The organism is Sphingomonas desiccabilis, assembly GCF_004135605.1.
GTDB classification, from domain to species: Bacteria; Pseudomonadota; Alphaproteobacteria; order Sphingomonadales; family Sphingomonadaceae; genus Sphingomonas; species Sphingomonas desiccabilis.
In genome coordinates, this window is record NZ_SDPT01000003.1 from 430421 (window position 1) to 449495 (window position 19075).

Sequence of the window (19075 nt, forward strand, 5' to 3'; positions counted from 1 at the left end):
GGGTACGGCAGGAAGGACGAATCAGAGCTCGTCGATCATCCCGGCAAGTGTGTCGAGGCAGGAATGCGCGAGCTTCTTGGAGCGCTCGGGCGACCAGCCGAACTCGGGATCAGGGTTCGCGTCATGGTCCTTGAACGGCATCTCCAGCGTCATCGACACCGCGCCGAAGCGCTCCGCGAGCTGGTTGGTCGACATCGACAGGTTGGCGGTGCCGGGCGCCGACTTCACATAGCCGAGCTCCAGCTGGAAATCGGGCGTCGCCGCGGCCAGGCGCCGGCCGTATTCGTAGAACTTCTCGCCATGCGGGTCGGTCCAGGCGGGAATGCCCTCGTATCCTGCCAGGAAATTGGCCGGAATCGCCTCGTCGCCATGGACGTCCATCGCAAAGACGACGCCGGTCGCGTCCATCGCGTTGCGCACGCACAGCACTTCCGGGCTGCGCTCCGGGGTCGGCGTGTGCCATTCGCGGTTGAGGTTCACGCCGGCCGCATTGGTGCGCAGGTGCCCGCGAAACGACCCGTCCGGGTTCATGTTCGGGACCATGTGCAGCGTCGCCTTCTCGCGCAATGCCTGCGCGGTCGCGTCGCTCACGTCGACCAGCTTCTCCAGCGCCCCTTCCATGAACCATTCGGTCATCGATTCGCCGGGATGCTGGCGCGCGTAGAACCAGACCTGCTTCGGGCCGGTGCCGATCGTCAGGCAGTCGATCGCACGACCGTCGAGCGTCTGGCCCAGCTCGCGCACGGTGACGCCTGGCTGCCCGCCGATTCGCGCCACCAGCGCGTCGTGCTGCTCCATAGTGTAGGGCGCGAAATAGGCGAACCAGACGAGGTCGCTGTCGACCTCCACGGTCCAGCGCAGCACGCCATCGACATAGTCGGTGTCGACAACCTGCCGCCACGCCTGCCGATCCGTGCTCATCCGGGTGCGATAGCCGGGCCAGCCAAACGGATAGGCAGAGCCGGCGGCGTTGGTGATCCGGAAGGTCAGCCGGCGCCCCTTGGCGCCGGCCACGCGGAAGTGGAACCACTGGTAGAAGTCCGACTGGTGATCGCGCACGATCTCCAGGTTCAGCGTGTCGCCTTCGGTTCCGGTCAGGCGGATGTTGCCGCTGTCGAAGGCGGCATTGACGGTGATGCTCATTTGACCGTGGTAGTGATCCCCGACTCTCCGGGGAAGCCCCGGAACAACGCACCGGCGAGCTTGTCGGCGACGGTGATCGGCTGGCTCGACGCCTTGCCCTCGAGCGACTCGGTCACGGCGCGGCCTTCCCAGACGACCGTGTTGTCGGCGCGGCGGCGGATCTGCGCCGAAAGTTCCGATCCGATCACCGCCTGCTGGCGATCGCCGCCGATGGGCAAGGTCACGCCGCCACCCAGCCCCACGCCCGAGCGCCGGCCGAAGCTGCCGCCGCCGGCACCCAGGCCAACGGAAAAGGGCGCAGGCTTGGCGACATAGCCGCGCGTGGCGCGCAGGAACGCGACCGAGACGATGTAGCGCGAATCGCTGCTGACGGTGGTGCGGGTGGGGGTGAAGCCCAGCCGATTCAACTCGCGCGATACCGCGTCGGCATAGGTCTGGTACTCTGGGCTGATCGTGGCATTGGTGCGAAGCGGTTCGATCGTGAAGCTGCCCGGTTCCACCGGCGAGCCCAGGTGAAAGCGGGTCACATCGATCGGCGCCGCGCGCTGGGTGGTCGCACAGCCGGCGGTGAGGCTTGCGATTCCTGCGGTAAGCGCCAGTACAAGCTTGTTCATGCCTTGGCTCCTGTGCGGCCTTGAGTCGTTATGCCGTGTTCAACGCGCGGCTTGCCGCATCCGCTCCGCCGCCGCCATCCTTGACTTGGCAGCCATCAGCTTCTAGGCGGGCGCCTCTTTTTGTCAGCCCAAATTTCGAGAAGCGAACCCGGTCATGAAGATCGTCAACTCCCTGAAGTCGCTCAAGGATCGTCACCGGGACAACCGCGTGATCCGCCGTCGCGGCCGCATCTACGTCATCAACAAGACGAATCGCCGTTTCAAGGCACGCCAGGGCTGATCTTGTCGGTTCGGTACCGCTGAACGTGCCGAACCCGATCAAGGCCGTCGTCTTCGACGTCGGCAACGTCCTCTATCATTGGGACCCCCGGTTCCTCTACGAGCGCCTGATCGACGACGATCAGGCGCTCGCGGCGTTTCTGCGTGATGTCGTCACCCATGAGTGGCATTTCCAGCACGATGCCGGCCGCGCGTTCGCCGAGACTTCGGCCGAGCTGATCGCGCTCTATCCCGAGCACGAGTCGCTGATCGCCGCCTGGGGGCCGCGCTTCAACGAAAGCATCGGTGGTCCGGTGCCGGGCATGGCCGAGATCGTCCGCGAACTCGATTCGGCCGGCGTGCCGCTCTACGCGATCACCAATTTCTCCGGCGAGTTCTGGCCGCCGTTCCGCGCGACGGCGCCGGAGTTGTTCGACCGGTTTCGCGACGTGGTGGTCTCCGGCGACGAGAAGCTGGTGAAGCCGGATCCCGCGATCTACGCGCTGGCGCTCCGCCGATTTGGGCTCGGCGCGCGCGAGGCGGTGTTCGTGGACGACAATGCCGCCAATGTCGCCGCCGCGGATGTCGCGGGCTTCCGCGCGGTGCATTTCTCCGATGCGGCGGCCTTCCGCGCCGAGCTGGTGCGGTTGGGGTTGCTGGCCAGCGCATAGGAAGCACAGGTTCCTGCCCAGGCAGGAGCCCATCGTTGCCGGCCGGCGGCCGTGGCCTGGGCTCCCGCTGTCGCGGAAGCCCAGCTTTGGCTTCAGCCCTTGTTCTTCTCGTAGTTCTTGAGCTCGTCGCCCAAGAGGCGAACCACGTGCAGCACGTTGGTGGAGCCCGGCGTGCCGAACGGCACGCCGGCACAGACCACCACGCGATCGGAAGCGCTCGCCATCTGGTGGCGCAGCATCATCCGCTTGGCCTTGGCGATCATCTCCTCGAACGAGCCCACGTCGCGGGTGTGGACCGCGTGCACGCCCCACAACAGCCCCAGTCGCCGGGCGGTCTCCAGCTTCGGCGTCAGCACCATGATCGGCACGCCCGGACGCTCGCGCGCGATTCGCCGGGCAGTCGAGCCGGAGATGGTGAAGCACAGGATCGCTTTGGCATCGACCGTGCGGGCGATGTTCTTGGCGGCTTCCGCCAGCGCGTCGGCGGTCGTCGGGTCGGGGCGGGTGATGGTGAAGTGGACGCGGTCGCCGTGGCCGGGGTCGCGCTCCACCGAATTCGCGATCGCATCCATCATCGCGACCGATTCGACCGGCCAGTCGCCCGCCGCGCTTTCGGCCGACAGCATGATCGCGTCGGCACCGTCGTAGACCGCCGTCGCGACGTCCGACACTTCCGCGCGGGTCGGCGACGGCGAGGTGATCATCGATTCGAGCATCTGGGTCGCGACGACCACCGGTCGGCCGAGGCGGCGAGCGGTTTCGACGATCCGCTTCTGGAGCGGCGGCACCGACTGCGGCGGGAGTTCCACGCCCAGATCGCCGCGTGCGACCATGACGCCGTCGCACTGCTCGACGATCTCCTCCAGCCGCACTACGGCCGATGGCTTCTCGATCTTGGCGAGCAGCGCCGCGCGTCCCTGGATGAGCCTGCGCGCGTCCGCCAGATCCTCCGGCCGCTGCACGAAGGAGAGCGCGATCCAGTCGACGCCTGCGTCCACCGCGAAGTGCAGGTCGCTGATGTCCTTGGGCGTCAGCGCCGCCATCGGCAGCACCACGTCCGGGACGTTCAGCCCCTTGTTGTTGGACAGCATGCCGCCGACTTCGACCCGGGTCACGATGCGGGTTTCGTCATGCTCCACCACGCGCAGCACGAGCTTGCCGTCGTCCAGCAGCAGCCGAGCCTCCGGCGTGATCGCGGCAAAGATCTCGCGGTGGGGAAGCTCGACGCGGGTGGCGTCGCCCGGCGCGTCGGAGCGGTCGAGGATGAACTGGCTGCCGGTCTCCAGCATCACCTTGCCCTCGGCAAAGCGACCGACACGCAGCTTGGGGCCCTGGAGATCGGCGAGGATCGTGGTGGGGCGGTTGTACGCTTTCTCCAGCGCGCGAATCGCGGCGATCACCGGAAGCTTCGACTGCTGGTCGCCGTGGCTCATGTTGATGCGGAACGCGTCTGCGCCCGCCTCGAACAGCCGGCCGATCATCTCCGCGGAGTTGCTGGCGGGACCCAGCGTCGCGAGCACGCGAACCTTGCGCGAGCGGGGCGTGAAGGCCTTTGTCATCCTCGATCCTTGGTTTTCAAGCCACCGGCTCTACCTGTTCTTCGATCCGGATCAACCTTTGGAGGGCGTAAATGGCAGACATCGATCATCTTGATGACAGGATCGCTGCGGCGGCGTTCCGGCGGCTGGTGCGTCATCTGCGCCATCGCTCGGACGCGCAGAACATCGATCTGATGGGCCTGGCGGGGTTCTGCCGGAACTGCCTGTCGGAGTGGGTGGAGGACGCGAGCGTCCGTGCCGGACAGCCGATCGACCGCGAAAGCGCCCGTGCGCTGATCTACGGCATGCCCTATGCCGAGTGGAAGGCGAGCCACCAGCCGCCCGCAACCGAGGCCCAGCTCGCACGCATGCAGGAAAGCCTGGCGCGCAATCCGACCGAGGCGGCGCTCGACGAGGCGCTGGACGAGAGCTTCCCGGCAAGCGATCCGCCCGCGATGACGGAGCCGCGCTGAGCCGGTTTCCCCCACATGCCGCCGGCGATCCCCACGCACCGGTTGAGCGCCGGCGGGGGATCGCCTAGACGCGCGCGTTCACACCTCATTCCACGGGACCATCATGAGCGACAATATCTCCGCCGAGCAGCTGCGCCTTCTGATCGAGCGCATCGAGCGGCTGGAAGAGGAGAAGAAGGGCATCTCCGACGATATCAAGGACGTCTACGCCGAGGCGAAGTCGACCGGATTCGACACCAAGACGATGCGCACCATCATCCGCCTGCGCCGGATGGAGAAGCATCACCGTGACGAGGCGGACATGCTGCTCGAGACCTACAAGCAGGCGCTCGGCATCTGACGGCCGGCGCCTCCGGGCGCCGTTCCCCGCCTTTTCGGTCGCGCGGCGAACCGGCACTGCGCTTGTCTAGGGGCGGGTGTTTCTTCTACCCGTGCACGCATTGACGGCCTGCTTCCCGGGGAAGCCGGCTGCCCCTGGATTCGAGAGAGCACATGGCAGGCCATTCCAAGTTCAAGAACATCATGCACCGCAAGGGCGCGCAGGATAAGAAGCGCTCGGGCATGTTCTCCAAGCTTTCCCGCGAAATCACCGTCGCGGCCAAGATGGGTCTGCCCGACCCGGACATGAACCCGCGCCTGCGCGCGGCGGTCAACGCCGCCAAGGCGCAGTCGATGCCCAAGGACAATATCCAGCGCGCGATCGACAAGGCGTCGAAGGGCGACATGGAGAATTACGAGGAGATCCGCTACGAGGGCTTCGGTCCCGGCGGCGTGTCCCTCATCATCGAGGCTCTAACCGACAACCGCAACCGCACCGCCACCAACGTGCGCACCGCGGTGTCCAAGAACGGCGGCAACCTGGGCGCGAGCGGATCGGTGAGCCACGGCTTCGACCGCGTGGGCCTCATCAACTATCCGGCAAGCGCGGGCGACGCCGAAAAGGTGTTCGAGGCCGCGCTGGAAGCCGGAGCCGAGGACGTCACCTCCAGCGAGGACGGCCATGAGATCTGGACCGCGCAGGGCGACCTGCACGAGGTCGCCAAGGCGCTGGAGCCGGTGCTCGGCGAGGCCGAGGGCGCCAAGCTCGCGTGGAAGCCGCAGACCATGGTCGAGGTGACCGAGGACGACGCCGCCACGCTGTTCAAGCTGATCGACGCGCTCGACGACGACGACGACGTGCAGACCGTGTGGGGCAACTACGAAGTGTCCGACGCGGTGATGGAGAAGCTCGGCTGATCATTCTCGGTCTCGACCCGGGTCTCGGCACCACCGGCTGGGGCGTGATCCGGGCCGACGGCAATCGCCTCAGCCACGTCGCCAACGGGCAGATCCGCACCGATCCGTCGATGCAGCTGCCCCGGCGGTTGTCGCACCTGTTCGGCGCCCTGGGCGAGGTGATCCGCACCGAGCGGCCCGACAGTGCCGCGGCCGAGGAAGTGCTGGGCAACACCAACGCCCAGTCGACGCTCAAGCTGGGGCAGGCGCGCGGCGTGGTGCTGCTCTCTGCCGCCACCGCAGGGCTCGCGATCGGCGAATATCACCCGAGCGTGGTCAAGAAGGCGGTGGTCGGCACCGGCGGCGCCGACAAGCGCCAGATCCAGGCGATGGTCGGGCACCTGCTGCCGGGCGTGAAGCTCGCCGGGCCCGATGCCGCCGACGCGCTGGCGGTGGCGATCACCCATGCGCATCACCTGGCGAGCGCCCATGCGCGCGCCCGACGGACGGGAGTGGGGGCATGATCGCGCATCTCAAAGGCCGGCTCGAGTCTGCAGGGATCGACAACGCGGTGATCGACGTCGGCGGCGTCGGCTATCTCGTCGGCGCATCGTCACGCACGCTGCAGGCGCTGGGCGGGGTGGGCGAGCATGTCACCATCCACACCGAGATGCTGGTGGCGGAGGATTTCATCCGGCTGGTCGGCTTCGCCACCGCCGACGAGCGCGACTGGTTCCGGCTGCTGACCGGCGTGCAGGGCGTGGGCGCGCGGGTGGCGCTGGCGATCTTATCGGTGCTCGCTCCCGACGAGCTGCGCACCGCGATCGCCAAGGGCGACAAGGCGAGCATCGGCCGTGCCAACGGTGTCGGCCCCAAGCTCGCCCAGCGCATTGCGATGGAACTGAAGGACAAGGTCGGCGGCATCGCGCCTGGGCTCGCGGGCGTCGCCGGTGCCACCATCCCGGCGGGCGGCGCGAGCGCCGACGCGGTCTCGGCTCTGCTCAACCTGGGGTTCAAGCCCGCCGAAGCCGCGCGCGCGGTGGAGGCGGCGGCCGAGGAACTCGACGCCGGCGCGAGCCTGGATGCGCTGGTCCGTCTGGCGCTCCGCAAGGCGGCGCGGTAGCGGCACACGAGCCGCTTGCAATTCCACCGGCCGCTTTTTGTATCACCGCGAGGGCGGGGATCCAGGGCCAAGCACAACAACGCCTGACGGCGCGTGAAACCCTGGGCTCCTGCCTGCGCAGGAGCACGGTCGCGCCCCCGGCGATTCCTTGTACCTGGCTACAGAAGTCAGAACAGCTTCAGTTCGACCACGCGCACCGGCTTTCCCGCTTGCGGCCGCATCCGCACCCGAACCGCGGTCGCGCGCAACGGCGTCCAGCGAACGTTGGTGATGCCGTTGGCCAGCGGCGCGTCCTGCTCAGCCGTGATCTTCTGCCAGCGGCCGTTGACCTGCGCCTCGATCGTGTAGCCGGTCGGAGCGGCGTGCCGGGCATCGGCGAAGAAGGCGAGCTCCGCGGAGGAAAGCGCGGTCGGCGTGCCGAAGTCGACCTGCAACCAGGGCGCGCGCTCGCCGACCTGGCTGCTCCAGCCGTGGTCGTTCTCGGGAAAGAACACCACGCGCCCATCCACGGCGTCGTGGATGCGCTCGGGCGTGCCACTCGACGCGCTCGGCTTAGGGAACTGCCCGCGGACCAGTTCGACCGCGCGGTCGATGCGGGTCGCGCGTGCAGGCGCGGCGCGGCGCGCGATGGGCACCTTGACGCGCTCGGCCCTGGCGCTGCAGGCTACCTCCTGGCCGTCGACCAGCACGGTGAGGCCCGCGCCCCGCCGATAGTGGCTGCCGTCCGCGTCGTAGCGGATCGTCACCAGACGGCCGTGATAGGGTACATCCTGCAGCTGGAACCACTGGAGCGTGTCGGGCCCGGTGCCGGCGGGGACCAGCGGATCCACCTCCAGCACATCGTCCTCGCGCGGGCGCAGGCCGACCAGGCCGGCGATCACCAGGTCGTTGAAGCCGGAGTGGAAATAATGGTGGCTGCGCGCCAGGCCGACGATCGGCTTGCCGGTGTCGGGGTGATAGTCTTCCTCCAGGTCGAGCCGGTCGCCCTGATAGTGGAGCTGCGCATATTGGCGCAGCAGGCGCAGATAGTCGGCGCGGGTGACGACCTCCTGGCGATAGTCGCGCAGCAGATTGGCCATGGCGGTCAGCGTCTGGGTCGTCTGGAACGGCCAGATAGGGCCGTTCCACTGGCATTCGGGCGCCGTGCCTTCGTAGCGATACTGCTGCATGTAATGCGGGTAGCTCGGCTCCACCGTGCGCATGCCGAACGGGCCGCCCAGTCCCTGCGGCGACAGCAGATGCTTCCAGGCGTTGGCGAAGCGCGGGTCGTTGCTAGGCAGGCCGAAGGTCCAGGGCACATAGCCGGCGAGCTCGCGCCCGCGGATCGGCTCCCAGTATTTCACATGCTCGTTGTTGACCTTGAAGCGATCGATGAAGTGGCCGAGCTTCGGGCTCCAAAGCGCGTCCTCGACGCGGGTGCGGAGTCGGTCGGCGCGCGCGTCATAGTCGGCAGCGGTCTTTGCATCGCCCGTCAGCGCCGACAGCCGCGCGATCGCGCGGGCATTGGCGAACATATAGGCGTTGATCGACGGCCGGAACGAGTCGCCACCGCGAAACCCGTCTTTGCCGCCCGAGGCGTCGATCGACGAGATGGTGTATTCGGTCGCATCGAGCAGCGGCTCGATGAAGTAGAGCCCCTTGGTGAAGTCGAACTTGTCGTCCCACAGGCCATAGATGTGGCGCATGGCAGAGAGGTGGCGGGTCGCATCGGCGCGATCGCCGTCGACCAGGAAGCGCGCGTAGGTGGCATCCGCGATCGCTTCGCTGAAGTGCCGGTCGTTGCCGCCATCCTGGTAGAGGAAGTCGATGTAATCGCCCGCATAGCGGCGGTCGCGCAGCCAGCGGCCCTCGTAGAGGTGGAAGCCGGTCGCGTCGTTCAGGCTGGCATAGGGTTCGCGCTGCCAGCTCACGTCGTCCATGAACTCGGTGCTGATATAGCCCTTCTCGCCCAGGTCGCGCTGATGGGCGCGGAACAGCTGCCAGCGATAATAATAGACCGCGTCCAGCTTCGGATCGGACGACTCGAACAGGGGCACGTTGTCGCGATACCAGGGCGCGTCATTGCCGAACCGGGCGCGCAGCACCGTGTCCGCGTCGATCCGGGACGCGGTCGCGGCCGGCTGCTGCGGCGGCTCCGCCGTCGCACCGGCACCCAGCAGGGCGGTCGCGCCCAGCAGCGCCAGCATCCGCGCCGTGCGTCCGATGCGCGTTCCCCTGGTTGGGTCGATCGCCAAGCTTCCCTCTCCTTTTGTCTGAGCAAAGCTTAGGCGAAGGTGGACCGGTTAGACCAGCGGCGTCGGCAACGGCTTCCTCGCGAAATGGGCGTCCAGATTGGCGAGCACCAGCTTGGCCATGGCCGCGCGGCCGGCGGTGGTGGCGCTCCCCTGGTGCGGGGCCAGCACGACATGGTCCATGTGGCGAAGCGCGCGCGGCACGTCGGGCTCGTTTTCGAACACGTCCAGGCCGGCGCCGGCGATATGCCCCTCGGCGAGCGCCGTGATCAGCGCCGCCTCGTCCACCAGGCTTCCGCGCGCGACATTGACGAGCACGCCGTCCGGGCCAAGCTCCGCCAGCACCTCGGCCCCGACGATGTGCTGCGTTTCCTCGCCGCCCGGGGCAGACAGGATCAGCACGTCCGAAGCGGCTGCCAGAGCACGGATGTCGGGCAGGAACCGCCAGGGCAGGTCCGGCTTGGCATGGCGGGCGGTGTAGAGGAGCTCGGCCGCAAACGGCTCGGCACGGCGTGCGATCGCGCGACCGATGCGGCCGAGGCCGAAGATGCCGATGCGGCAGCCGCTCGCCTGGCGGCCGGGAGGAACCATCCAGCCGCCGTCCCGCACGATCCGGTCGTTGGCCGCGATCCGCCGCTGCACCGCCAGCATGAGCGCGATCGCCTGGTCCGCGACGTCGTCGGTCAGCACGTCCGGCGTCGTCGTGACGCGGATCCCGCGGGCGCGGGCCGCCTCCAGGTCGATGCCGTCATAGCCGACGCCGTTGATCGCGATGATCTCCAGCTGGGGCAGGGCCTCGATCATCGCGCCGTCGATGACGCTGGCGCCACCGGCGACGATGGCGCGGGTGTCCTCCGGACCTCCGCCGCGGTGGACGGTAAAGCGCTGCTCCAGCTGCTCGATCGTCTCGGATGCGAGCGGCGTCATGACGAACAGGGGCGGACGATCGGTCATCACGTCAGCCTAGCGGCGTGCGATGTGCCTCGACAGGGGGCGGGGTGCATCGGTACGGAACGAACCATGGACATCTTCGATCCGAAGGCCGCACTTCCGCGCTTCGCGGGGCCGGCAACCCGATGAGCGATGCCGATCGCATCCTGACGCCCGCCCGGCGCGGCGAGGACGTCGACGCCGCGCTTCGCCCGCGTTCGCTGGACGAGTTCGTCGGCCAGAAAGCCGCGCGCGAAAATCTGCGCGTGTTCATCGACGCGGCCCGCTCGCGGGGCGACGCGCTCGACCATGTGCTGTTCTTCGGCCCCCCCGGGCTTGGCAAGACGACGCTGGCGCAGATCGTCGCGCGCGAGATGGGCGTGGGCTTCCGCGCCACCTCCGGACCCGTGATCGCCAAGTCGGGTGATCTGGCGGCGCTGCTCACCAACCTAGAGGACGGCGACGTGCTGTTCATCGACGAGATCCACCGCCTCAATCCGGCGGTTGAGGAAGTGCTCTATCCGGCGATGGAGGACCGCGCGCTCGACCTGATGATCGGCGAGGGGCCCTCGGCGCGGTCGGTGCGGATCGATCTGCCGCGCTTCACGCTGGTGGGGGCGACCACGCGCCAGGGATTGCTGACGACGCCGTTGCGCGATCGCTTCGGCATCCCGGTGCGGCTGCAATTCTATACGGTCGACGAGTTGGAGCGGGTGGTCACGCGTGCGGCCGGGTTGCTCGACCTGCACGTCGCCTCCGATGGCGCGCGCGAGATCGCCCGGCGCGCGCGCGGCACGCCGCGCATCGCCGGGCGGCTGCTGCGCCGCGTGCGCGACTTCGCCAATGTCGCGGGCGCCGAGACGGTGGACGCGCGCACCGCCGATGCCGCGCTGAACCGGCTGGAGGTCGACAACCAGGGGTTGGACGCGATGGATCGCCGCTACCTGACCATGATCGCCGACGTGTATCGCGGCGGCCCGGTCGGCGTGGAGACGCTGGCTGCGGGGCTTTCCGAGCCCCGCGACACGATCGAGGAAGTGATCGAGCCCTATCTGATCCAGATCGGCATGGTGGCGCGCACCGCACGCGGGCGCTGCCTGAACTCGGCCGGGTGGAAGCACCTCGGCATCGAGCCGCCGGTGAACACGCAAGACGGCCTCTTCGACTAGGCGCCAGGCGGCTGCGGCGATCGCGTTCGCCAGGACCGGCGCGAGCGGAACCAGGAGCCTCCCCCGCGCGCTGGAACGGTCCACCGGCTCGCAAGCGCCGGCGGCGAGGAGAGAGGCGATGGCGGACAGGGAACAGGCGCCCGGCAAGACCGCGCTGCTGATCATCGACATGATCAACGCGCTCGACTTCGAGGACGCGGCGCCGTTGCAGGAGGCGGCGGAGGCGGCTGCGGAGCCGATCCTGTCGCTGCGCGCCGCGGCAGACGCGGCGGGCGTGCCCGTCATCTACGTCAACGACAACAATGGCGAATGGCATTCCGAACGCTCGCGCCTGGTCGAAAACGTGACGGAGAGCGATGCGCCGGGGCGTGAACTCACCCGCAAGCTGGCGCCTCGCAAGGACGATTACTTCATCATCAAGCCGCAGTTCTCCGGCTTCTATTCGACCAACCTGCCGGTGCTGCTGCCCAAACTGGGGGTCAGCCGGCTGATCCTGACCGGGGTCGCTGCCGACATCTGCGTGCTGTTCACCGCCGCGGATGCGCATATGCGGGCGTACGACCTGTGGGTGCCCGAGGATGCCGTCGCCAGCAGCGATCCCCAGCGAACCAGATGGGCGCTGGAGATCATGCGCAACAGTATGGAGGCGGAGATCGGCTCCACCCGTGAGTGCTCGCTCGCCGACTGGATCGCCAAGGCGGAGTGACCAAGGAACGCGGCTGGGCTGCGCTCGTTTGAACCCGCACGCGCCGTCCGGCGTGCTGGAGTTCCCGATGCACCCATTGCCCGTGCGCGCCGGTGGCGCCGCCTGATGCCGACCGCCGATCCCATGCCCTATGGGGCGCTTGCCGCGGCCCTGGCGGACGCAATCGCGAGCCAGGATCTGCTGTTCATCGCCGCCGACGAGCAGCGCGCCGAACGCATCGCCGCAGCCCTGACCGCCCTCGCTCCCGACGCGAAGGTGGTGCACCTGCCGTCCAGCGACGCGATCCCGGGCGACGATGCGCCGCCCTCCGCCGCCAATGTGGGGCGCCGGGTCGGGGCGCTGCGCCGGCTGCGGCTGCTGGCCACCGACCGTAACCGCCCGCGGCTGGCCTGCATCACCACGGCGGAGGCGACGGTGCCTTTGCTGCCGCCGGTCGAGAGCTTCGATGCGGCGCCGCCGGCGCTGGCGGTCGGCGACGAACTGGACCCGGAGGCCTTCCGGGCCGAGGCGGAGGCGATCGGCTATTTCACCGACGACCGGGTGGACGAACCCGGCGAGGTCGCGGTGCGCGGCGGCGTGGTCGACATCTTCCCCGCCGATTCGCCCCGCCCGGTCCGCATCGAGGTGGTGGAAGGCCGGATTGCCGCGATCCGCTGCTATGACCCCGCCACGCAGCGTTCCGAAGAGACGCTGGAGCGCATCGAGATCGGTCGCGCGATGGAGCCGGGTCTCGGCGAGGGCGCGACGGGCGTGTCGCTGTTCGCGCATCTGCCGCCGGTCGCCATTGCGAGCGATCCCGGGGCGGGCAAGCGCCGCGCGCGCTTCCTGGCGCTGGCCGAGGACGGCGCCAGGCGCCGGCGATCGAGCGCCGGCATCGTGCCCGAGGAGGACTGGAAGGCCGAACTCGCCAAGGCCGACACGCTGGCGCTGCCGGAGGTCGGGGATGTGCCGCCGCGCTTCGTGGAGCAGCGCCAGCCGTCGCGCGGGTTCGCGCGGTTTGGGCGCGCCGCTCTGGAGGGCGGCGCGCTGCTGCTGGTCGGCTCGCGGCGCGACCTGCGCTTCCTGGGCACGCGAGTGAAGAAACTGCTGAAGACCGAGACCGGGGAGGTCGCCAGCTGGCAGGCGGCGCGCAAGCTCGGTGCGGGCAAGGTCGCGACGCTCGTCGCGCCGATCGAGCGCGGGTTCCGTGTCGAGGGGCTGGCGGTGGTCGCCGCCTCCGACCTGCTCGGCGGGCGCGCACTGGCCGAGGACAGCGCGGTCGCCGCGATCGATCCGCTGTTCGCAGGTGCCGGCGAACTGCGCATCGGCGACGTGGTAGTGCACGAGGACTTCGGCATCGGCGCGGTGCTAGGGCTGGAGACGCTGCCCGGCGACGCGGGGGACGCGATCGTGCTCGGCTATGCGCGCGAAGGACGGCGGCTGGTGCCCGTCGCCGAGGCGGACCGCATCTGGCGCTATGGTGCCGACGCCGACTCGGTGACGCTCGATTCGCTCGACGGATCGAGCTGGGAGAAGCGGCGCGGCGCGATCGATGCGGCGGTGGCGGAGAGCGCCAAGGGCCTTGCCGCCCTGGCCGCCGAGCGCGACGCCCGCACTACCGATCCGATCGAACCCGACCCGTCCGCCTATGAGCGTTTCGCCGCCGGCTTCGCCTTTACCGAGACGCCGGACCAGGCGCGCGCGATCGCGGCGGTGCGCGACGATCTCGGCTCGGGCAAGCCGATGGACCGGCTGGTGATCGGCGACGTCGGCTATGGCAAGACCGAGGTCGCGCTGCGCGCGGCGGCGATGGTCGCACTCGCCGGCCGACAGGTGGCGATCGCCGCCCCCACCACCGTGCTGGTGCGCCAGCATCTGGAGACGTTCCAGCGGCGCTTCGAAGGAACCGGCATTGCCGTCGCCGGCCTCTCCCGCCTGTCGAGCGAGGCGGAGAAGAAGCAGGTCAAGGCCGGGCTCGCCGACGGATCGGTGCGGGTGGTGATCGGTACCGGCGCCGTAGCGGGCGCGGGCGTCGACTATGACGACCTCGCTCTGGTGGTGATCGACGAGGAACAGCGCTTCGGCGCGGCCGACAAGGCGAAGCTGCGCGATCTGGGCGCGGGGCATGTGATGGCGCTGTCGGCGACGCCGATCCCGCGCACGCTGCAGACCGCGTTGGTGGGGCTCCAGCAGCTCTCGATCCTCGCCACGCCGCCCGCCCGTCGCCAGCCGATCCGCACGGCCATCGCCAGCTTCGATCCCGTCACGGTGCGCAGCGCGCTGCTGCGTGAAAAGGGACGCGGCGGGCAAAGCTTCGTGGTGGTGCCACGGATCGAGGGCATGGCGCCGCTGGAGGCCGAGCTGAAGAAGCTGGTGCCGGAACTGCGGCTGGTGACCGCCCACGGCAAGATGCCGGCGGCCGAGATCGACGAGGCGATGGTCGCCTTTGCCAATGGCGCGGGCGACGTGCTGCTGGCGACCAACATCATCGAGGCGGGGCTGGACGTGCCGCGCGCCAACACGATGATCGTCCACCACGCCGATCGCTTCGGCTTGAGCCAGCTTCACCAGCTGCGCGGCCGGGTAGGACGGGGTGGCCGGCGCGGGCAGGTGCTGTTGATGACCGAAGCGGGCGCCGAGATCGCCGAGTCCACGCTCAAGCGGCTGCGAACCTTGCAGGCCTTCGATCGGCTGGGCGCGGGCTTTGCGATCTCCGCACGCGACCTCGACATGCGCGGCGCCGGCGACCTGATGGGCGAGGCGCAGGCCGGGCACATGAAGCTGATCGGCGTCGACCTGTACCAGCATCTGCTGGGCCTGGCGCTGCGGTCGGCGCGCGGAGAGGAAGTGGCCGTGTGGACGCCCGAGCTGAACCTGGGGATCGAAGGGCGCCTGCCGGAAGACTGGATCCCGGAGGCCGAGGTGCGGCTGACCCTCTACGCCCGGCTCGCGCGGCTGACGGACGAAGCGGCGCTCGACGGATTCGAGGAAGAGCTGGAGGATCGCTTCGGCGAACTGCCGGAGGATGCGCAGCGGCTGATGACGGTGGCGCGCATCCGGCAGTTGGCACGGGTCGCGGAGGTCGCGCGCGTCGATGCAGGGCCGGGGGGGATCGCGCTCACGCCCTATGGCAAGGCCAAGCTTAAGGCCGAGGGGCTGGAGGCGAAGGGCGACCGCTACGTGCTGGCCGAGCGCATCGAGGATGCCGCCGAGCGCGCGGTGCGGGTGCAGGCGCTGCTGAGCGAGGTGGGGGACTGCTGAGCGGCGGTTCGCCACGGCGATACCGCACCCCGGCGGAGGCCGGGGGCCAGGGGGGCGACGTTGGAAACCAGCCCAAGGTTACCAAACGCAGCGCTTCTGGCCCCAGGCTCCTGCCTGCGCAGGAGCACGACCGGCTCAGCGCGTGATGGTCAGTCCGCTGCCGAGGACCAGCGCGTCCTCGACGAAACCGCTCTTGGTCTGGCCGTAGCGCCGCAGCGCCCGCATTCGGAGCGACAAGCCGACATAGGACGCCGCGATCGCGGTCGCTGCGGCTAGCACCGCGGCGGCCTTGCGCTGTTCGGCCGGGGCCAAGGCCGCGCCGGCGAAGGCTGCGGTCGTCGTGCGCGCGATCAGACCCGGCAGGACGGTGCGATCGGGTGCGGTTCGCATCTTGTCTCCCGCCATCTCCGCAGCAGCGAGTGCCACCGCACCGCCCGCGACCAGCGGATGGGCGAGCAGCTCGCGCGCCGGCGCATCCGTGGGCAGGCGGCCGCGCCGGGCGGCGCTCGCGACGAGCGCGAGCGGGGTCATGGCGCGCTGACCCGCGACGAGGCCGATGAGGAGGGAGCGAAGCATGCGGGTCTCCTGAAATGGTCTTGGAAGGCAACGAGCGGCGGGCGCCGGGTATCCCGGGGATCAGGCGGCGCCCTCGTCCACGTCGGGCGCATCCTCCGCATCGACGCCGTTCTCCAGCGCCGCATCGTCGGCGGCGAGTGCGGCGGCATCCTCGGCATGGATGCCGAACCGTGCCGCCACATCGGGAGCGTAGCGCAGCAGGTCACCGCGCAGCTTGATGAGGGCGAGGTCCTTGGACTTGCCCTCCAGCATCACGTCGAACGTGAGTCCCTCTGCGGTCCGCATGAAGGTCGAGAATTCGAACGGGTTGGTGAAATCGGCATGGCCGGTCCACACCGGCGGGCGCAGCACCGTCTTCACGCGCGCGTTCGGCTTCACCGGCGCCTTGGTGACCTCGTCCTTGGCCGCGTTGCCACGCTTGGCGGGGGTGATCTTCTGCTTCACTTCGCGCATCTCGGTGCGCGGCGAGGAGAAGTGGATCTTGGGCCGCACGCCCTCGGGCCAACTGGCAAGGAAGCGCTCCAGCGTGTCGCGCAGGTCCAGCCCCTCCGGGTTCAGGCACCAGAAGTGCTGATAATCGAAGATCAGCCGGACGCCGGTCCGCTCATGGATCCACAGCACGTCGGCGGCCGAGAACCGGATGTCGTCGTTCTCCAGCACCAGCCGGCGGCGGACATGCTCCGGGCATTGCTCCCAGCCTTCGATCCAGCGGGCACGCGCCGCCTCGCGATCATCATAGACGCCGCCGACATGGGTGATCACCACCGCCTCGTCGTCTAGCCCCATGCGGTCGAGCATCTCCGCTTGGCTGGCGAGGTCCAGGATGCTCTTGGCGGTCAGTTCCGGGTTCGGGCTGTTGAGCAGCACATATTGCGAGGGGTGGAACGACAGCCGCATGTCGAGCGATCGCGCCTTGGCGCCGAAGGCGGCGAGCTCCGCGTCGCTCTCGGCCACCATGCCGTGGAACTGCGGCATGTCCGGATGGGTGGCATAGGGCGCCAGGTCCGAAGACAGCCGGTACATGGAAATTCCCTTCGCCGCGCAATAGTCGAGCACGCGGTCGACATGCTCGAGCGAGCATTTCAGGTGCGGACCCGCCTGCCAGCGGCGGGTGTCGTTGCTCTTGAGCTCGGGCCTGCCCATCACCTTGACGGGGAAGCCCAGCCGCATCGGGCGGTCGGATCGGTTCGGCATCGCCCCTCCAACGGGCGGCGGCGCCAGAGGGTCCGTTACTCCACCAGGGCGTCGATCGCCTGGGCCATGTCGATGTCGCGGTACGACAGCCCGCCCGCGTCATGCGTCGTCAGGAGAATGTCCACGCGATTCCAGACGTTCGACCATTCCGGGTGGTGATTGGCCTTTTCCGCAAGCAGTGCCACCTGGGTCATGAAGGCAAAGGCCTGGCTAAAATTGTCGAAGGTGAAGCTGCGGGTGATCGCGTCGCGCGCGTCGTCATGGTCCCAGTCCGGCAACCCGTCGAGCGCATCCGCGCGCTCCGCCTCGTTCAACAGCTCCATTCGACCCTCCTTGTGCGGCCTCGCCGGCAAGGCCTATGGACGAAGCCATGTCCGAGCAAGCGCCTTTGCAGTTCGCCCCCGACGCCGCCCGCATCGAGGCGCTGGCCCGTGCTGCGCTCGCCCGTATCCCGGAGCCCTTCGCCGAGCATCTGAAGGAGGTGGTGCTGCTAGTCGAGGAGTTCGCGGACGACGAGACGCTGGACGCGATGGGCATCGAGGATCCGTTCGCGCTGACCGGCCTCTATCACGGGCTGCCGGTGGGCGAGAAATCGGCCTGGACCGGCGTCTCCATGCCCGACCGGATCCACCTCTATCGCCGCGCGCTGCTGGACGAATGGGTGGAGACCGGCGTCGGGTTGGACGCGCTCATCACCCATGTCGTGGTGCATGAGGTCGGGCATCACTTCGGCCTGTCGGACGCCGACATGCACGCGCTGGAGGAAGCCGCGGGCGCGTGAGCACGGCGCGGCTTGTGCTGGACGGGGTCGCCTGCCGGCGTGGCGGGCGGCTGTTGTTCGATGAGTTCGGCCTTGCGCTTGCCGCCGGCGAGGCGGCGCTGGTGACCGGCCCCAACGGCGTCGGCAAGTCCAGCCTGATCCGCATCGCCGCCGGCCTGCTCGCCCCTGCCGCGGGTCGGGTCGAGGCGACCGGCGCGCGCGCGCTGCTGGCGGAGGCCGCCGCACTCGATACGGAACGCACGCTCGCCGACGCCGTCGGTTTCTGGGCCGCGCTCGATGGCGCGCGCGGGCGGGTGCCGGAGGCGCTGGACGCGGTCGGGCTCGGTGTGCTCGCCGAAGTGCCGGTTCGGATGCTGTCTACGGGCCAGCGGCGGCGCGCGGCACTGGCGCGGGTGGTCGCGGGCGGTGCCGCCATCTGGCTGCTGGACGAGCCGGTCAACGGCCTCGACGCAGCCTCGACCACGCTGCTCGAGGGATTGGTGGCACGGCACCGCGCGGGCGGCGGCATCGTGCTGGTCGCGAGCCATGTGCCGGTCGCGCTGCCGGGCGCACGCGTGCTGCCGCTGGAGCCGGCGGCATGATCGCGATCGTCCTTCGCGAGCTGCGCCGCGCCTGGAGCGGCGGCGGGCTGATGTTGACGCTCGCCTTTTTCCTGCTGGTGGCGACGCTGTTCCCCTTTGCGATCGGCCCGGACGCGCGGTTGCTCGCACGGATCGGTGGCGGTGTAGTTTGGGCGACGGCGCTGCTCGCCGCGCTGCTGCCGGTCGAGCGGCTGGTGCTGCCGGACCTGGAGGCGGGGGTAATCGACCAGTTCGCCGTGCGCGGGCTGCCGGACGCCGGCATCGCCGTGGCCAAGGTCGTCGGCCACTGGATCGGCTTCGGCCCCGCAGTGATGCTCGCCGCTGCGCTCAGCGCCGCGTTGCTGGAGATGCCGGCCGACGTGCTGCTGCGGCTGGAGCTCGGCCTGTTGCTCGGCACCCCCGGCTTGGCGGCGCTGGCGGTCGCGACCGCGGCGCTGGTCGCCGGCATGCGCGGCGCGGGCGCGGTCGCGGGCATGGTGATGCTCCCCTTCGCGCTCCCCCTGCTGGTGTTCGGCGCGGGCGCACTGGAGGGGGGCGGCTCAGGGCTCAAGCTGGTCGCCGCGACCAGCCTGCTGCTGCTGGCAGGCGCGCCGTTTGTCGCGGGCGCAGCGCTCCGCTTCGCCCGGGAGTAG

Annotated in this window: 21 protein-coding genes; 13 read left to right on the forward strand and 8 right to left on the reverse strand. The window is 69.4% G+C overall.

The window, feature by feature from the left end:
* Positions 1-21: 21 nt before the first annotated feature.
* Complete coding sequence (locus EO081_RS15490) at positions 22-1143, reverse strand: M14 family metallopeptidase (RefSeq protein ID WP_129343169.1); 1122 nt, start codon at positions 1141-1143, stop codon at positions 22-24.
* The gene (locus EO081_RS15495) at positions 1140-1757 is read right to left on the reverse strand and encodes a DUF4136 domain-containing protein (protein ID WP_129343171.1); all 618 of its coding nucleotides are present in this window, start codon (positions 1755-1757) and stop codon (positions 1140-1142) included. Before EO081_RS15495 ends, EO081_RS15490 begins: the two co-directional genes overlap by 4 nt.
* 154 nt (positions 1758-1911) lie before the next feature.
* Between EO081_RS15495 and ykgO the strand changes: the two genes are divergently transcribed.
* Both ykgO and EO081_RS15505 read left to right on the forward strand, forming a co-directional pair.
* Positions 1912-2037, forward strand: a complete 126-nt coding sequence (ykgO, locus tag EO081_RS15500) for a type B 50S ribosomal protein L36 (protein ID WP_055755695.1) — start codon at positions 1912-1914, stop codon at positions 2035-2037.
* A gap of 25 nt (positions 2038-2062) precedes the next feature.
* Positions 2063-2686: an HAD-IA family hydrolase gene (locus tag EO081_RS15505; RefSeq protein WP_183947989.1), complete on the forward strand. Its 624-nt coding sequence runs from the start codon at positions 2063-2065 to the stop codon at positions 2684-2686.
* A gap of 92 nt (positions 2687-2778) precedes the next feature.
* Here EO081_RS15505 and pyk read toward each other — a convergent pair whose 3' ends face one another.
* Positions 2779-4245, reverse strand: a complete 1467-nt coding sequence (gene pyk / locus EO081_RS15510) for a pyruvate kinase (RefSeq protein WP_129343175.1) — start codon at positions 4243-4245, stop codon at positions 2779-2781.
* Positions 4246-4316: 71 nt separating this feature from the next.
* Between pyk and EO081_RS15515 the strand changes: the two genes are divergently transcribed.
* From EO081_RS15515 to ruvA, 5 genes are all read left to right on the forward strand, one after another.
* Positions 4317-4697, forward strand: a complete 381-nt coding sequence (locus EO081_RS15515) for a DUF1244 domain-containing protein (protein ID WP_129343177.1) — start codon at positions 4317-4319, stop codon at positions 4695-4697.
* 103 nt (positions 4698-4800) lie between these two features.
* A complete protein-coding gene (locus EO081_RS15520) occupies positions 4801-5037 on the forward strand; it encodes a DUF2312 domain-containing protein (RefSeq protein ID WP_129343179.1) in 237 nt (78 codons plus the stop codon).
* A 152-nt stretch (positions 5038-5189) separates the two neighbouring features.
* Positions 5190-5933, forward strand: coding sequence for a YebC/PmpR family DNA-binding transcriptional regulator (locus EO081_RS15525; protein WP_125959345.1), 744 nt, complete (start codon positions 5190-5192; stop codon positions 5931-5933).
* Positions 5930-6436: a crossover junction endodeoxyribonuclease RuvC gene (ruvC, locus tag EO081_RS15530; protein ID WP_129343375.1), complete on the forward strand. Its 507-nt coding sequence runs from the start codon at positions 5930-5932 to the stop codon at positions 6434-6436. The genes EO081_RS15525 and ruvC overlap by 4 nt, the downstream gene beginning before the upstream one ends.
* Entirely contained in the window at positions 6433-7035 is a 603-nt protein-coding gene (gene ruvA, locus EO081_RS15535; protein WP_129343181.1) for a Holliday junction branch migration protein RuvA, read from the forward strand. Before ruvC ends, ruvA begins: the two co-directional genes overlap by 4 nt.
* 167 nt (positions 7036-7202) lie before the next feature.
* Here the strand turns inward: ruvA and EO081_RS15540 are convergent, their stop codons facing one another.
* Together EO081_RS15540 and EO081_RS15545 are read right to left on the reverse strand one after the other, a co-directional pair.
* Positions 7203-9269 carry an MGH1-like glycoside hydrolase domain-containing protein gene (locus tag EO081_RS15540; RefSeq protein ID WP_240697720.1) on the reverse strand — a complete coding sequence of 689 codons (2067 nt, stop codon included), beginning with the start codon at positions 9267-9269 and terminating at the stop codon, positions 7203-7205.
* A gap of 48 nt (positions 9270-9317) precedes the next feature.
* Positions 9318-10220, reverse strand: coding sequence for a 2-hydroxyacid dehydrogenase (locus EO081_RS15545; RefSeq protein ID WP_129343183.1), 903 nt, complete (start codon positions 10218-10220; stop codon positions 9318-9320).
* Between the two features lie 122 nt (positions 10221-10342).
* Between EO081_RS15545 and ruvB the strand changes: the two genes are divergently transcribed.
* From ruvB to EO081_RS15560, 3 genes are all read left to right on the forward strand, one after another.
* A complete protein-coding gene (ruvB, locus tag EO081_RS15550; protein ID WP_129343185.1) occupies positions 10343-11365 on the forward strand; it encodes a Holliday junction branch migration DNA helicase RuvB in 1023 nt (340 codons plus the stop codon).
* Positions 11366-11483: 118 nt separating this feature from the next.
* Positions 11484-12071: a cysteine hydrolase family protein gene (locus EO081_RS15555; protein WP_129343187.1), complete on the forward strand. Its 588-nt coding sequence runs from the start codon at positions 11484-11486 to the stop codon at positions 12069-12071.
* Positions 12072-12176: 105 nt separating this feature from the next.
* Positions 12177-15311 (forward strand): helicase-related protein, encoded by a 3135-nt coding sequence (locus tag EO081_RS15560; protein WP_240697721.1) that lies wholly within the window; start codon positions 12177-12179, stop codon positions 15309-15311.
* A gap of 135 nt (positions 15312-15446) precedes the next feature.
* Here the strand turns inward: EO081_RS15560 and EO081_RS15565 are convergent, their stop codons facing one another.
* The 3 genes from EO081_RS15565 to EO081_RS15575 are packed head-to-tail and all read right to left on the reverse strand — an operon-like array spanning position 15447 to position 17404.
* Positions 15447-15887 (reverse strand): DUF4126 domain-containing protein, encoded by a 441-nt coding sequence (locus tag EO081_RS15565; RefSeq protein WP_129343189.1) that lies wholly within the window; start codon positions 15885-15887, stop codon positions 15447-15449.
* Positions 15888-15947: 60 nt separating this feature from the next.
* Positions 15948-17081 (reverse strand): UV DNA damage repair endonuclease UvsE, encoded by a 1134-nt coding sequence (gene uvsE, locus EO081_RS15570; protein ID WP_240697722.1) that lies wholly within the window; start codon positions 17079-17081, stop codon positions 15948-15950.
* Between the two features lie 35 nt (positions 17082-17116).
* On the reverse strand, positions 17117-17404 hold the full coding sequence (locus tag EO081_RS15575; RefSeq protein WP_125959337.1) for a 4a-hydroxytetrahydrobiopterin dehydratase: 288 nt from the start codon (positions 17402-17404) through the stop codon (positions 17117-17119).
* Between the two features lie 47 nt (positions 17405-17451).
* On the opposite strand from EO081_RS15575, the gene EO081_RS15580 reads away from it, so the two are divergent.
* Genes EO081_RS15580 through EO081_RS15590 form a run of 3 tightly spaced genes read left to right on the forward strand, consistent with a single transcriptional unit; the run spans position 17452 to position 19075 of the window.
* Positions 17452-17862 (forward strand): metallopeptidase family protein, encoded by a 411-nt coding sequence (locus EO081_RS15580; RefSeq protein WP_129343191.1) that lies wholly within the window; start codon positions 17452-17454, stop codon positions 17860-17862.
* Positions 17859-18443 carry a heme ABC exporter ATP-binding protein CcmA gene (gene ccmA / locus EO081_RS15585; RefSeq protein WP_129343192.1) on the forward strand — a complete coding sequence of 195 codons (585 nt, stop codon included), beginning with the start codon at positions 17859-17861 and terminating at the stop codon, positions 18441-18443. Before EO081_RS15580 ends, ccmA begins: the two co-directional genes overlap by 4 nt.
* Entirely contained in the window at positions 18440-19075 is a 636-nt protein-coding gene (locus EO081_RS15590; protein ID WP_129343194.1) for a heme exporter protein CcmB, read from the forward strand. The genes ccmA and EO081_RS15590 overlap by 4 nt, the downstream gene beginning before the upstream one ends.